At 39.9% G+C, this 13173-nt stretch carries 16 protein-coding genes; 10 read left to right on the top strand and 6 right to left on the bottom strand.

Going from position 1 to position 13173, the window contains the following annotated elements; genetic code table 11:
* Positions 1-21 precede the first annotated feature (21 nt).
* From RE471_RS05685 to mdh, 5 genes are all read right to left on the bottom strand, one after another.
* Complete coding sequence (locus RE471_RS05685; RefSeq protein WP_309213837.1) at positions 22-369, bottom strand: succinate dehydrogenase; 348 nt, start codon at positions 367-369, stop codon at positions 22-24.
* Positions 366-1241 carry a CoB--CoM heterodisulfide reductase iron-sulfur subunit B family protein gene (locus RE471_RS05680; RefSeq protein WP_309213836.1) on the bottom strand — a complete coding sequence of 292 codons (876 nt, stop codon included), beginning with the start codon at positions 1239-1241 and terminating at the stop codon, positions 366-368. The genes RE471_RS05685 and RE471_RS05680 overlap by 4 nt, the downstream gene beginning before the upstream one ends.
* Positions 1238-2179, bottom strand: coding sequence for a succinate dehydrogenase/fumarate reductase iron-sulfur subunit (locus tag RE471_RS05675; protein ID WP_309213835.1), 942 nt, complete (start codon positions 2177-2179; stop codon positions 1238-1240). The genes RE471_RS05680 and RE471_RS05675 overlap by 4 nt, the downstream gene beginning before the upstream one ends.
* Positions 2180-3874 carry a succinate dehydrogenase flavoprotein subunit gene (locus RE471_RS05670; RefSeq protein WP_309213834.1) on the bottom strand — a complete coding sequence of 565 codons (1695 nt, stop codon included), beginning with the start codon at positions 3872-3874 and terminating at the stop codon, positions 2180-2182.
* A gap of 76 nt (positions 3875-3950) precedes the next feature.
* Positions 3951-4919, bottom strand: coding sequence for a malate dehydrogenase (mdh, locus tag RE471_RS05665; RefSeq protein WP_309213833.1), 969 nt, complete (start codon positions 4917-4919; stop codon positions 3951-3953).
* 109 nt (positions 4920-5028) lie between these two features.
* Here mdh and pdxS point away from each other — a divergent pair, with 109 nt between their 5' ends.
* The 7 genes from pdxS to RE471_RS05630 all read left to right on the top strand — a co-directional run bounded on the left by pdxS (position 5029) and on the right by RE471_RS05630 (position 9038).
* The gene (pdxS, locus tag RE471_RS05660) at positions 5029-6021 is read left to right on the top strand and encodes a pyridoxal 5'-phosphate synthase lyase subunit PdxS (RefSeq protein ID WP_309213832.1); all 993 of its coding nucleotides are present in this window, start codon (positions 5029-5031) and stop codon (positions 6019-6021) included.
* 14 nt (positions 6022-6035) lie between these two features.
* Positions 6036-6620 carry a pyridoxal 5'-phosphate synthase glutaminase subunit PdxT gene (pdxT, locus tag RE471_RS05655; protein WP_309213831.1) on the top strand — a complete coding sequence of 195 codons (585 nt, stop codon included), beginning with the start codon at positions 6036-6038 and terminating at the stop codon, positions 6618-6620.
* A 73-nt stretch (positions 6621-6693) separates the two neighbouring features.
* The gene (locus RE471_RS05650) at positions 6694-6894 is read left to right on the top strand and encodes a hypothetical protein (RefSeq protein ID WP_309213830.1); all 201 of its coding nucleotides are present in this window, start codon (positions 6694-6696) and stop codon (positions 6892-6894) included.
* Between the two features lie 22 nt (positions 6895-6916).
* A complete protein-coding gene (locus tag RE471_RS05645) occupies positions 6917-7333 on the top strand; it encodes a PCC domain-containing protein (RefSeq protein ID WP_309213829.1) in 417 nt (138 codons plus the stop codon).
* 36 nt (positions 7334-7369) lie between these two features.
* Positions 7370-7990 carry a radical SAM protein gene (locus RE471_RS05640; protein ID WP_309213827.1) on the top strand — a complete coding sequence of 207 codons (621 nt, stop codon included), beginning with the start codon at positions 7370-7372 and terminating at the stop codon, positions 7988-7990.
* Positions 7991-8566 carry a GTP cyclohydrolase I FolE gene (gene folE / locus RE471_RS05635; protein WP_309213826.1) on the top strand — a complete coding sequence of 192 codons (576 nt, stop codon included), beginning with the start codon at positions 7991-7993 and terminating at the stop codon, positions 8564-8566. It begins immediately after the preceding gene.
* Position 8567: 1 nt separating this feature from the next.
* Positions 8568-9038 carry a 6-carboxytetrahydropterin synthase gene (locus RE471_RS05630; protein WP_309213824.1) on the top strand — a complete coding sequence of 157 codons (471 nt, stop codon included), beginning with the start codon at positions 8568-8570 and terminating at the stop codon, positions 9036-9038.
* 1 nt (position 9039) lies between these two features.
* On the opposite strand, the gene RE471_RS05625 is transcribed toward RE471_RS05630, so the two are convergent.
* Positions 9040-9786 carry an XdhC family protein gene (locus RE471_RS05625; RefSeq protein WP_309213823.1) on the bottom strand — a complete coding sequence of 249 codons (747 nt, stop codon included), beginning with the start codon at positions 9784-9786 and terminating at the stop codon, positions 9040-9042.
* 358 nt (positions 9787-10144) lie between these two features.
* On the opposite strand from RE471_RS05625, the gene RE471_RS05620 reads away from it, so the two are divergent.
* The 3 genes from RE471_RS05620 to RE471_RS05610 all read left to right on the top strand — a co-directional run bounded on the left by RE471_RS05620 (position 10145) and on the right by RE471_RS05610 (position 13125).
* Complete coding sequence (locus RE471_RS05620; RefSeq protein WP_309213822.1) at positions 10145-10846, top strand: purine-nucleoside phosphorylase; 702 nt, start codon at positions 10145-10147, stop codon at positions 10844-10846.
* 105 nt (positions 10847-10951) lie between these two features.
* The gene (locus tag RE471_RS05615) at positions 10952-12715 is read left to right on the top strand and encodes a S9 family peptidase (RefSeq protein WP_309213821.1); all 1764 of its coding nucleotides are present in this window, start codon (positions 10952-10954) and stop codon (positions 12713-12715) included.
* A gap of 23 nt (positions 12716-12738) precedes the next feature.
* On the top strand, positions 12739-13125 hold the full coding sequence (locus tag RE471_RS05610; RefSeq protein WP_309213819.1) for a trehalose synthase: 387 nt from the start codon (positions 12739-12741) through the stop codon (positions 13123-13125).
* Positions 13126-13173: the final 48 nt, after the last annotated feature.

Genomic DNA, 13173 nt, shown 5'->3' with positions numbered 1-13173 from the left:
TTTAAAAAATTTTTCAAAAAATTAATTTTTATTTTCCTTGTTTTTCATATCCGTGAGGTACTTTTCCAGATATGCAAGGTCATTTCCTATGGTGTTTTCATTTTCCTTAAGCCATAGAAGGCCTCCAGCAGAATCCACCACCGTGCCTGCAAACTTCATGTCTCCAACAAGCTGTTTCCAGTTGAATGGAATTTTTGAAATTACAGATAAATACATTGCACTGTTGGATTTTCTTACATGTAACTTTCCGTAGAATAGATCATCTTTCTTATAGTAAACCTCAGTGGCAAAGGGTTTATCACCGGGTCTTGGCGGTATTTCTGACTGTCCGGTAACTTCAGTCCCCTTCAAAAGGTCTGCATAGTTCATGATATCCCCCTTGACCTCAGATATTCTATGGATCCCCTTGACATTCCAAGTTGCTTTGGTGTGTACCCGAATGATAGCCCTATTAGCTGTGTTATATACAGTGCAGGAAGCCTCCAGTTCTGTTTAAACTGCCTCTGGATCTTGTCCTGGGTGACATCTAGCTGCAGATGGCAAAGCGAGCATGGATGGACCAGCATTTCAGAACCCTCATTCCTTGCACTTGATAGTATATTATTTGCCATTTTCAGAGCAACCGTGGGATTCGAACCCATCAGTGGAAAGCCGCAGCATGCTGTCTTCATTGGGAAGGCTACAGGGGTGGCACCCGTGGCGGCAACAAGGTCCATTACACTGTGCGGATTGAATGCAGATTCAAAACCCATTACATTTGATGGCCTGAGAAGCTGGCACCCATAATATGTTCCAACCTTTAGTCCTGAAAGCGGCCTTTTAACATGTTTCCTTATATTCTCAATACCAACATCCCTGATAAGTACCCATATGAAATGCTCTGATTCCACACCGTTATCATATTCCTCCATATTGGCATCCTTTAGCCTCTGATCAACATCTTCCTTCAGTACAGGATCGTTTTCATATTTGTCCGCAGCCACTTTGTGTGAGTTGAGGCATACACTGCATGGGGTTGCCATCTTATCGTATCCCATCTTCTCTACTTTTTCAAGATTTCTCAGATTAAGGGATGCGTGGACGGCTTCATTCTTATCATCCATAAAGCCACCGCCACAGCAGTTCCAGTCATCGACCTCCATAAGCTCTAAATCAAGGTCTTTTGCTATCAATTGCGTTGCTATATCCACATCCTTTGCTATTCCATGGGAAGCACATCCCGGATAATATGCTACTTTCATTTCTTTTCACCCATCATACCTTTGATCTCATTCATATTTTTAACATTGCTATCTTTCTCAAATGCGTATTTAAATTTACCAGATTTCAGCATATCTATGGCGTCTCTCATAGCCTCACCGAACCCGAATGTTTTCAGGAAAAGAGTTGATTCTTTTATTTTCCCGGTTGTTTCTATGAGGTTTTCCACTGTATCGTCATGCTTCCTGGCCATTATAGTGATCGGTGTATTTCCCTTGTACTGGTCAAGATAGTTCTTTGTTTTCTTGATTGCTATTACAGGCTGTACGTCCTGGGGGCACACTTCATAGCACATATAACATGATGTACACCTGTATGCGCTATCCATTAACAGATCAAGACGCTCCGATCTCTTTGTATCCCTAACATCGTCAACAAATCTGAATCCCTTGGCATGGGCTGCCGGGCCTAGGAACTGTTCATCCTCCTTTACTGATGGACAGGCCGACACACACAACCCGCAATATATGCATTCCTGAAATTTCCATACCTCTGTCTGGTTTTCAGGGGTCATGCGCTGTTCATTTTCTCCCATAAGCACAGATTCGTCTGCAATTAGCCTGGGCATTACCTTGTACATTTTATCGTAGAAAACATCTATATCTGTAATAAGGTCCCTGACACCGGGATAATAATCCATACTTTCAACGTTTATCTCATTCTTTTCATCCACTGCCTGCAGGGCTATGGTTCTGCATGCAAGTGAAGGGATACCATTGATCTTCATTGAACAGCTTCCACAAACCGCCATATGGCAGGATGCACGGTATGCCAGGGATGGATCCTGCTCAGATTTTATTCGCCTCAGGACCTCTGTCATCTGTGTATATTTATCTGCCTTAAGTTTGTAGGACTTCCAGAATGCACCGTCTTTATCGTTGTATTTCTTTATATTCACGGTTATTTCCTTTTCTTCCATTTAATACACCCTCACTTCTGGCTTCCACCTTGTATATGTTACAGGCTTATATGATATTTTAACTTCATCTCCTGCAAGATATGTTATAGTGTGCTTCATCCAGTTTTTATCGTCCCTCTCCGGGAAGTCATCCCTGAAATGGGCCCCCCTTGTTTCCTTTCTGTTCAGGGCTGCTGTGGCCATGGTATACGCCACATCGAGCATATTTCTGGTCTCCAGTGCATTGAATAATTCAGTATTATAGTTAGATGTTTTGTCTGTTACATACATGGATTTTGCCCTTACCCTTAAATCTTTTATTTTTGAAACAGCCTCTGCCAGTTTGTCATTGTCCCTGAATATACCTACATTATCCCACATTATATCCCTAAGTTCCTCTGTCAGGACACCGAAGTGTTCCCCTGTTTCCCTCTTGATATAAGCATAGGCAGCGTCTATAATGGGCTCCACGTTGCTGTTTGTCTCAACGTTTTTATGTGTCTTCAGAAATTCTACCATTGTGTTTCCTGTTTCCCTCCCATATACCACCGTTTCCAGGAGAGAATTGGAACCTAATCTGTTTGCGCCATGTACAGATACACAGGCTGATTCACCGGCCGAGAAGATACCATTCAGGTCATGGTTGGTTCCAGTTGTATCTACATCTATTCCTCCCATGAAATAATGCTGTGCAGGCCTTACAGGTATCATTTCCTCCGAGGCATCAACGCCTGAGAAGTTCTTTGCCGCATCATATGCCAGTGCCAGCCTTTCCATTATGTACTTTTTACCCAGATGCCTGAGATCAAGTCCGAGGTAACCACCTTCAAAACCCCTGCCCTCTCTTATTTCTATGGTCATGGATCTGGAAACTATATCCCTGGGAGCAAGGTCAAATTTATGGGGAGCGTATTTTGCCATAAACCTCTCGCCCTTGTTATTCTTTAATATAGCGCCTTCTGCCCTTGCAGCTTCACTTATGAGTATATCTGAGGGATACAGGCCTGTGGGATGGAACTGCACAAATTCAGGGTCCTTCAATGCAACTCCTGAACGTAATGCTATACCCTGCCCGTCTCCCGTATTTATGTAACTGTTTGTGGTGTGCTTGTACATCATACCTATTCCACCGGAGGCTATAAGCAGTGCCCTGGATTTGAGATATATGGGATTCAGGGTTTTCATTTCCATGGCCACAAGGCCATTAACATTGTTTCCCTCTTTTACTATGTCAAGAACATAGTATTCATTGTAATACTCTATATTCTTGAACCCGGTTGAATGCTCAAAAAGTGTATGCAGGAGTGCCATGCCGGTTTTATCTGCAATGAACCTTGTTCTTGGATATGTCTGTCCGCCAAAGTACCTTAATGCTATTCTACCATCCGGCTGTCTGTTGAAGGGAGCACCCCATGCATCTAGAAGGCTCACAATCTCCCCTGATTTTTTAGACAACAATTCGGCCGCGTCCTGATCAACAAGATAGTCTCCACCCTTTACCTCATCATAAGACATGAAATCCGGATCGTCGTTTGGATCAGAATTTCCCATCATATATGCTGCTATTCCCCCCTCTGCAGCAGCAGAGTGTGACCTTGTGGGAAACACCTTTGAAACAACAGCCACCGAAAATCCTGCCGCCGCAACTATATTGGCAGCCATCAGCCCTGCCAGACCTCCTCCTAAAATAACTGCATCATATTCTTTTTTTTCCATGAAATTACCACCAGTATATATTTTTTACGTTATGCTATAATGAAATAAAATATAAAATTTTTGATTGACACTGTTTTCAGTGAGATGCAAAGTAGTCATCAGCAAGCTTGCAGTTCTTGTTCACTGACTCAACGCTTTTCATCCATTCCTTTGCATCCTCTTCACTGAATTTCAGGTCATATATTTCTTCTACACCGTTTTTGCCGATTTTAATCGGGACACCGATGAATTTATTGCTTATTTTATAGTTTTCAGCGTGCTTGCCGGTAAGATATGCAGCGCAGGGTATTACCCTGTGCTCATCATTGATTACAGATTCCACCATGACTGATATGGATATCGAGGGGGCGTAGAATGCTGTACCTGTTTTATAGTAGTTAAGTATTTCACCGCCACCGAATCTGGTCCTCTTTATGATTTCATCAATTTTCTCCTTGCTCAGGAGGCTGGAAATTGGTATTCCAGATACACTGGAATAATGTATGAATGGTACCATGTCATCGCCGTGACCTCCTATAACGAATGCATTGACATCCCTGACAGATACATTAAGGGCCTCTGCAAGAAATGTCCTGAATCTGGAACTGTCAAGAGACCCTCCGAGACCTATTATCCTTTCAGGGCTAATGCCTGATGCCTTTTCAAGGGCATACGCCATTATATCGGCAGGATTTGTTACTGCTATGATTATTGAATCCGGTGAGTACTTCTTTATCTGCTCACCAATATCCTTCATTATTCCTATATTTTTCACAAGAAGGTCATCCCTGCTCATACCAGGCTTCCTTGCAAGTCCAGCAGTAACAACTATAACATCAGATCCCTTTAAATTCTTATATTCTTCAGGGTTCTGTGTGCAGAATCCCTCCAGTTTGCAATCGAAACCGAAATGTGGTGCACCCTCCTGTATATCAAGGGCTTTCCCCTGTGCAACACCATCCACAATATCAAATATTTTGATATCTGCAATGTCCTTAATAGCCAGAACCTGTGCCACACTTGCGCCTACTGCTCCTGCGCCGATAATAGAAATCTTTTTGTCCATGATATGGTATAGTCATTAAAATTAAATATTTTTGTATTAACCCGAAAGTATTCAAGATTTTCAGAATGCCTCATAAAGTGTATATACGGAATCATTATAATGATTTATTATGGTAGATCTGAAAAGCATGAAGTTCGGTGATGAGTTGTTAAAACGTGGTTTTGCTAAAATGACCAAGGGTGGCGTCGTTATGGATGTCACCAATGCTGAACAGGCGAAAATAGCTGAAAAGGCCGGAGCCGTTTCTGTAATGGCCCTTGAAAGAGTTCCATCCGATATAAGGGCGCAGGGTGGCGTGGCAAGAATGTCCGACCCCCTAAAGGTCAAGGAGATACTGGAATCTGTTTCAATACCTGTCATGGCAAAGGTCAGGATAGGGCACCTCAGCGAGGCATCAATACTGGAATCTCTGGGTGTTGACATGCTGGATGAAAGTGAGGTTCTGACCCCGGCCGATCCCTTTTACCATATAAACAAAAGACTCTATAAAGTACCGGTGGTGTGTGGCGCAAGGACATTTCCTGAGGCCGTCAGGAGAATATTCGAGGGTGCAGCAATGATCAGGACAAAGGGAGAGGCTGGAACAGGCAATATAATAGAGGCAGTCAGGCACATAAGAACTGTAAGCGATGGGATATACATACTTAATTCACTGACAAACGATGAAATGTTCAAAGTAGCCGAAAATATCTCTAAAAGCTACACAAATCTCAGGGATTTAACATCAGAAGACCTTTACGGGGAAAGTGAAAAGATGCCATACAACAATGTATACTACGGTATGGACTTCAGGGAGATATCCAATGAAATATTCAAGGTATTGAAGGAAATAAAGCATCTTAAAAGGCTTCCACTGGTAAACTTTGCTGCTGGAGGGATTGCAACGCCTGCCGATGCTGCATTAATGATGAAGATGGGCATGGACGGTGTATTTGTTGGCAGTGGAATATTTAAGTCAAAAGACCCGCAGAGAATGGCCGAGGCCATAGTTGATGCCACCGAAAATTATGAGGATTACAAATTACTGGGTGATGTATCATCAGGCCTTGAAGGAATGCATGGCCTCGATATTGCTGAAATTGAGAAACTCCAGAACAGGTAAAGAATGATGAGACTATGAAAATAGGAATACTGAATGTTCAGGGAGATGTATCAGAGCATTTCCAGATGGTAAGGCATCTGCATCAAAAATATGATGTATATCCGGTAAACGTAAAGGAATTGGGGGACTTGCAGGGTATTTCAGGATTAATCATACCTGGCGGGGAAAGCACTGTTATATATAAAATCCTGAAAAAATCAGGTATGAATGATAGAATTATTGAAATGGCAAAATCTGGAATGCCTGTAATGGGTACCTGTGCTGGTGCCATACTGCTTTCATCTGACACTGGGGATATTAGGGTAACCGGAATGGGCCTTATAGGTATAACCATAAAAAGAAATGCGTATGGGAGACAGATTAATTCATTCATAAAAACTGTTGATATTAAAGAAATAGGAAAATTCCAGGCTGTCTTCATAAGGGCACCGGGTATAGAATCCACAGGAAATTGCGAGGTAATGTCCCGCCTCGACGGCAGCCCTGTTATGGTAAGGGAAAATAATATACTGGCAATGACATTTCATCCAGAACTTACCGGAGATAGCAAAATCCATGAATATTTCATATCAATGGTTAGAACTGTTGAAATGGAATAACTTGGCATGGACCCAGATAATATACATTAGAAATATTTAAAAAGTTAATTATATGATTTTATAATGTACAGTTATGGAAAATCGCACTGTTAGGAATCTTATTAAGCTGAATATTACAATTGGGGTTATAACTGTTATATTTGTCTCATTTATAATTTCAGATTTTAAACTTTATCTATCCAATGTTCTCTTAATAGATACAATTGCAATAATCCTTGGCATGTCCTTTGCAGTTACCATGTTTTTATGGGTAATTGGAATAACAAAGGCTTAATACAGTCATGAAATTGCATTCCATGCAGGATAAAATGGAAGGTAACCTGGTGGCGGCAAAATTTGAAGCCGGTGAGGATGTTATAGAAAACTTGAACAATCTTGTTAGGAAGTACAGTATAACATCAGGCTTTATTGAAATGGGTATAGGAATGGTAAAAAATCTTAAAATTGGGTACTGGAATGTTAACAAATACGATGAGCTATATATAGAAGAGAGGTGCGAGCTTGTTGCATTTCACGGGTCCATAGCCGATGATAAAAACCGTTTCCATATACATATCGGTGTGGCAAGAAAGGATCATCAGCTTTATGGCGGGCATTTCTTCAGTGGGGTGGCTGATCCACTCATGGAGGTCAAGATCACTAAATTTGATGCAATTACATTTACCAGAAGGTATAATGAAAAATCCACACTGAATGAGCTTGAGATAAGATAATTTATATGACCTTTTATGAATATTAATGAAATTTTTTTGAGCATCCAGGGGGAGGGGTATTATACAGGCAAAAAGATGGTTTTTGTCAGGACTGAATACTGTAATCTCAGGTGTTCATGGTGTGATACAAAGTATTCTTTTAATGAAGGAAGAGATATGTCAGTGACAGAAATAGTTGATACTGTCAATAGCATTGCAGGAAATGGGGTCAGCTGGGTGTGCCTTACCGGCGGGGAGCCACTGCTTCAGAGGGATGTCAGCCAGCTGGTTAGAAAATTATCTGAGAAATACAGCATACTGCTGGAAACATCAGGAAGCCTTGATATAAAACGTTTCTTACCTGATTATGCTTCCGTAAGGAAGGATATTGATTTCAAGCTTCCATCCTCCGGGATGTACCGTAAATTCAACGACCTCAATTTAGAGTATATGGATGAGAATGATTATATAAAATTCGTTGTAAATGACAAGTATGATTTTTCCGTGGCGTTACAGGAAATGAAATCCATGGATAAAGGCACAGGAATTGTTATACAGCCAGTTTATGGAACAGAAATCAAATGGCTCGCTGAGGAATTCCTGGAAAAGGCTCCTGGCAATGCAAGGCTTATGCTGCAGGAGCACAAATATATATATGGTGATATAAGAGGGGTTTAGATGGAACAGAAGAACGAAAAAATATTACGGGACAGTATCAGGCAGCTAGTATATAATTTGCATGAAGAATACGGTTGGTTCAATGAGGAAGAATTGAAAAACACGCCTGGAAGAATAGAAAATTTTTACAGGGAATGGTACGGTACCAGGAATTTTACATTCACAAAATTCAGGGTTTCCGGCCAGGAGAGCATGGTAATAATGAAGAATATTTCATTTTATTCAATGTGTTCCCATCACCTGCTCCCATTTTTCGGGACAATAAATATAGCATATCTTCCAAGGCCTGGTGGATATATAGCCGGAGTTAGCAAGCTTGTCAGGGCAGTTAACAAAATTGCAAGTAAGCCACAGCTTCAGGAAAATATGACATCTGAAATAGTTGAATTGCTGTATGAAAATCTCAACCCACTTTTCGTAATGGTTACTGCAAAAGGACAGCACATGTGCATGATGATGCGTGGGGTAAAGCAGGAAGGTGCAACAATGGTTACATCCTCTGTCAAATACAGCGATATAGTTAAAAAAGAGCTGGAATCATTGAAATCAGAGGCTTTAAAAATGATGGGTGAATAAAATGTATGGCATAGAAATTACTGGAAGGCTTAAAGGGTTGACCTGGAGTGCTGGACATTATGTTCCTGATAATGATAAATGCAAGAAATTCCATGGGCATGATTATTCCATTGACATTCTTATTGATTCCGGGGGAGTTCAATCTTCCGGGATGTTGATGGATTTCACTCTGGTCAAAAAGGCGGTAAAACCGGTAATAGAAAGAATGGACCATAAATTCATTGTGCCCGAAATGGATATCAGAAACAGCACTGTTAATGGCATGATTGATATAGTGGTCAGGGGAATATACAGGGGAAGTATGCCTGAAGGCGATGTTTTCATTTTCCCATATCCTGTAGATACTGCCGAGTACATTGCAGAATACTGCTATAAAGAGATTCATAAAAAAATTCAGGGAATGATGGGGAATTTAAAGATGAAGATAATTATACATGAAGGGCCGGGCAATATGGCATCCTATACAGAATAATTTATTTTAAATTTTTATTATTTTTTTCCATTATAATTTCCGCGATGATACTCACTGCGATTTCATTAACTGTAATAGCATTTATGGATAATCCTGCCGGGCATTTTATACCATTTCTGTCGGCATCCGGATGATCTTTAAGCACAGATTCCATATCGCGATTGAATCTGTTCCTGCTTGAAACCATGGCGAGATATCTGGGTTTTTCCATTAGGAAATGTGCTATATATGGTATTTCATTTTCAGTTTTTGTAATTAGAAGCACAAAATCATCCCTGAAGTCATACTCCATGAGGTGCTTCGAATCATTTTTATCGTTGATATTATAGACTTCTGGCATAAGCCCTGTATATGGTATAAGTGTCTTCAATGCCTCAAGAAGCTTATCATTAAACGATTCAACAAGTATTACCAGGCTCCTTCGGTGCACATAAGGCTCAATAAAAAGCTCTATCATTCCACCGCATGTGGTATTCATTGCATAGTCGGAGGTTTTATTGTCTTTGTCCAGGGCTATCCTGAGGTATTTGGTTTCATTTTTTTCTATGGTGCCCTCGGCTTCCTTTAGAACAATGTTATCCAGGGAGGGACTTCCGAGAGTTCCCTTCAGTACCTGCCCATGAACTGCCAGTATTTTGAATCCGGGTTTTGCTATTGACGAACCAGATGTCCTTATAACAGTGGCAACAGCATAATCGCTTTTACTTTTTTGCAAATCTGCCTGGAGAGAAAGTATATCATCGTACATAATGTTTAAACACCTAATTGTTTAAAACTTTTTTCACAATAATGAAATTCTGGCATCTCTTTAAACGTCCCGGATATCCTTCCAGTTTGCCAGCCCGTGGCAGAATATAGCCTTCCTGCCTCACTGATTATATATTTGGACCCTGAACATCACAAATCAGTATCCTGAATATTTCCTAAGAATTCCAGGGAGTATGGCCAATGAATATAAATTGTGCATTTTCTGTGATAATGTAGAAAATATATACAATTTAACAATTTTTATCCTATTAATAGGTAAATATCTTAATATTATATTAAATTTTGCCGTTATGATTAGAACTACGCAATAGATATACGGAATGCTGTAATTAACATATATGGCAATAATAAAAGCAGATAATAAAAAAATAAGTGATAAAGTTGTTATTCTCGGAAATCTTGACAGACAGAAAACCATAAATTCATACCTGAAAAATGCAGAAAAGATTTCTGAATTTGCTGGTTACCATGCATACACAGGAGAATATAAAGGAGAAAAAATAACTACCGTTTTCCACGGAATCGGAATACCATCCATGGCCTTGATTGTAGACGACCTGATTTCAATGGGTGCCAGAAAGATTGTGAGATTCGGATCATCATTTGCCGTATCTGAAAAGGTGAAACCCGGTACAGCGGTGCTTCCCATAGGGTATTCATATTATCCTGGAGGTGTATTCAGGCAGTATCTGAAAGACGATTACTCTATTGCACTCACTCCAGATTATTCCATGCTGAGAGGCGCTGAGGAAAGGCTTAAAAGTGCTGGCATGGAGACAATGGTGGGAAATGTATTCACCAGTGATGCCCTGATGACCCATAATAAGGAATTCGCAGAGAAACTGGGGCGCGATGGACATCTTGCTGTGGAACTTGAGGGCGCCGGCCTTTACTTTATTGCAAAAATAAAGGGTGCAAGTGCACTTTCAGTGCATCTGGCATATGGCAACCTGATAACAGGCGAAAGCCTTAAGGCCGAAGAGATTACTGCAAAGGAGAAAACTATTTCAGAGAACATACTTAACCTTCTGGTAGAATAAATATCATATTTTTATATATTTATATAGATATCATAATATCTGCCTATAATTGGTACCCGGAAGCAAAAATATCAAAAATTAAATAATAAAATCCATTATCATATAATGGAAGATCATACCATTGAAGATTTTTTAAAATTTAAGAATATAGAGAATGTGGCTATAAGCAGCGACGGAACAACCATAGCTGTTCTGGTTTCAGATAATTTCAAACCTTATAAAAAAAAGTATGCAAATAAATCAATTTATATTTACGATTCTGGCCTAAAACTTCAACACAAAATAGAAGAGCCAGGAATAACCTGTATAGATTTTTCTCATGATGGAAGGTTATTATATGCAGCGGATGGAATGATTCAGATATATAACAATGATGGAACCGGACTGAAAATAAAATTCAATGGAGATATTGACCAGGCCCTCTGGAGTGGCGAAAAAATTATTTTCTCAGGAAAAGTTAGGAAAGAGAAGAAAGAGGATGATGCCTATTTCTTCGAAGAAAATGAACCGTTAAATGAACTTTATATAATCGATTTCACAACAGGAATAAAAAAAATAACCACAGATATTCACATATGGGAATTCAACACTGATGGTACCTCCATATATGCTGTAACGTCAGAAAAGCCAATGGAAAGCTGCTGGTATACTGCGAAACTATCCAGAATAAATCTGGAAGGGCAGATAGAAACCGTCTATGATCCTGAATTTAGGCAGATAGGTAAAATAGCAGTTTCCGGTGGTAAGGTTGCCATTCTTGAATCAATTATGAGCGATAGAGGGGTAATATCAGGTGATGTCATCCTTATTGAAAATGGAAAGGCCCAAAACCTAACCGCTAATTATGATTCCACTATTTCGCATATCATATTCCAGAAAGGAAAAATGTATATTCTCGAAAATAAAATGGGTAGATTCAGAATAAGGTCACTGGAAAATGACAGTACTGTATGGGAGGGATCTGGAATAGTTTACCCTGTATTTTCACCATCATTTGCCATGAGAGGTGATCTTACAGCATTTTCATACTCAAATGAGAATGAGATCGCAGAGGTAATACTGGTAAATAAAAATAGGATTATAAGGTCATCAATAAACAGTGATCTCCAGAAATTGAAGGCCTATCCATCCAAAAAGGTAGAGTGGAATTCTACTGATGGGAAAACTATTTACGGATTTCTCAGGTCTCAGAGCCCGGGGGATCCACTGGTTGTATATATACATGGAGGACCCACATCCTTTTCCTACACTGCATTTATGGATAGAACAACCCTTTATGCAGGATCCGGATTCTCTGTATTTCTACCAAATTACCGTGGAAGTATAGGCAGGGGAAGGGAGTATGCAGAATCTAACAGAGGGGATCTGGGAGGAATGGATTTTGAGGATGTTATTTCTGGAATAGAATATTTAAAAAGTTCAGGGTTGGTAAATACCGACAGAATTTACATAACTGGAGGATCATATGGGGGGTACATGTCCGCAATTGCGATCATGAAATCTGATATATTCAAGGCCTCTGTATCTTTATACGGAATTTCAGACTGGGTAAGCTTTCACGGAGTCTCAAATCTATATAACTGGGATAGAATACATATGAATGAAGACCCGTACAGGTTTAACCTTTACGATAAGTTTTCTGCCATCAGAATGGATCATGATGTTAAGACCCCAATACTCCTGATGCATGGTGTGGAGGACCCTTACGTTCCAATTGGTCAGTACTATGAGTTTTACAGATTTCTCAAGGAGAGGGGGAAACTGGTCAGGTTCCTTGTTTTTCCAAGGGAAGGGCATGGCTTCAGGGAAAAGAGCCATATGATACAGCAGTACCGGGAAACAATAGATTTCTTCAATAATTACAGGTGAGGGCAGTATTCAAAGGTGTTTATTTGGACAATATTGAAAAAATCCTGTGGGGGACATCAGCAATAACGCTTCTACAGATAATGACAGGATTCTATTTATCCCAGATATCTGATCCTATCAATTCACCGGTTTTAGTTTTTCACGTATTAACAGCAATACTCCTCCTTGTTACTGGTGTGGCATCTTTTCTCGTAGTGAAAGGAATATTGCGGTTACGGAACCTTGCATCCGTCAATATTTTTCTTATCATAATAACCATAATAACAGGTTCCGGTTTCATTATATTCAAATCCAGCGATTTATATGGTGAATTTATGCCGTATATCCAAATGCTTCTGTCCATAGGCATAATCAGCAATTATGCTGTCATGCTGGGAATTAAAAGAACTTTAAACATGATTCGGCAATAAATATAGAAATCCTGAAAACCTATCAGCCTATACAATAGTTTTTTATCA

The organism is Ferroplasma sp. (genome assembly GCF_031200575.1).
Lineage (GTDB): Archaea > Thermoplasmatota > Thermoplasmata > Thermoplasmatales > Thermoplasmataceae > Ferroplasma.
This window is presented reverse-complemented; position numbering and strand designations above follow the sequence as displayed.

Bases quoted from the DNA above. Each gene is read 5' to 3' on its own strand.
- RE471_RS05685 (WP_309213837.1), bottom strand. From the start codon at position 369: ATGAACTATGCAGACCTTTTGAAGGGGACTGAAGTTACCGGACAGTCA.
- RE471_RS05680 (WP_309213836.1), bottom strand. From the start codon at position 1,241: ATGAAAGTAGCATATTATCCGGGATGTGCTTCCCATGGAATAGCAAAG.
- RE471_RS05675 (WP_309213835.1), bottom strand. From the start codon at position 2,179: ATGGAAGAAAAGGAAATAACCGTGAATATAAAGAAATACAACGATAAA.
- RE471_RS05670 (WP_309213834.1), bottom strand. From the start codon at position 3,874: ATGGAAAAAAAAGAATATGATGCAGTTATTTTAGGAGGAGGTCTGGCA.
- mdh (WP_309213833.1), bottom strand. From the start codon at position 4,919: ATGGACAAAAAGATTTCTATTATCGGCGCAGGAGCAGTAGGCGCAAGT.
- pdxS (WP_309213832.1), top strand. From the start codon at position 5,029: ATGGTAGATCTGAAAAGCATGAAGTTCGGTGATGAGTTGTTAAAACGT.
- pdxT (WP_309213831.1), top strand. From the start codon at position 6,036: ATGAAAATAGGAATACTGAATGTTCAGGGAGATGTATCAGAGCATTTC.
- RE471_RS05650 (WP_309213830.1), top strand. From the start codon at position 6,694: ATGGAAAATCGCACTGTTAGGAATCTTATTAAGCTGAATATTACAATT.
- RE471_RS05645 (WP_309213829.1), top strand. From the start codon at position 6,917: ATGCAGGATAAAATGGAAGGTAACCTGGTGGCGGCAAAATTTGAAGCC.
- folE (WP_309213826.1), top strand. From the start codon at position 7,991: ATGGAACAGAAGAACGAAAAAATATTACGGGACAGTATCAGGCAGCTA.
- RE471_RS05630 (WP_309213824.1), top strand. From the start codon at position 8,568: ATGTATGGCATAGAAATTACTGGAAGGCTTAAAGGGTTGACCTGGAGT.
- RE471_RS05625 (WP_309213823.1), bottom strand. From the start codon at position 9,786: ATGTACGATGATATACTTTCTCTCCAGGCAGATTTGCAAAAAAGTAAA.
- RE471_RS05620 (WP_309213822.1), top strand. From the start codon at position 10,145: ATGGCAATAATAAAAGCAGATAATAAAAAAATAAGTGATAAAGTTGTT.
- RE471_RS05615 (WP_309213821.1), top strand. From the start codon at position 10,952: ATGGAAGATCATACCATTGAAGATTTTTTAAAATTTAAGAATATAGAG.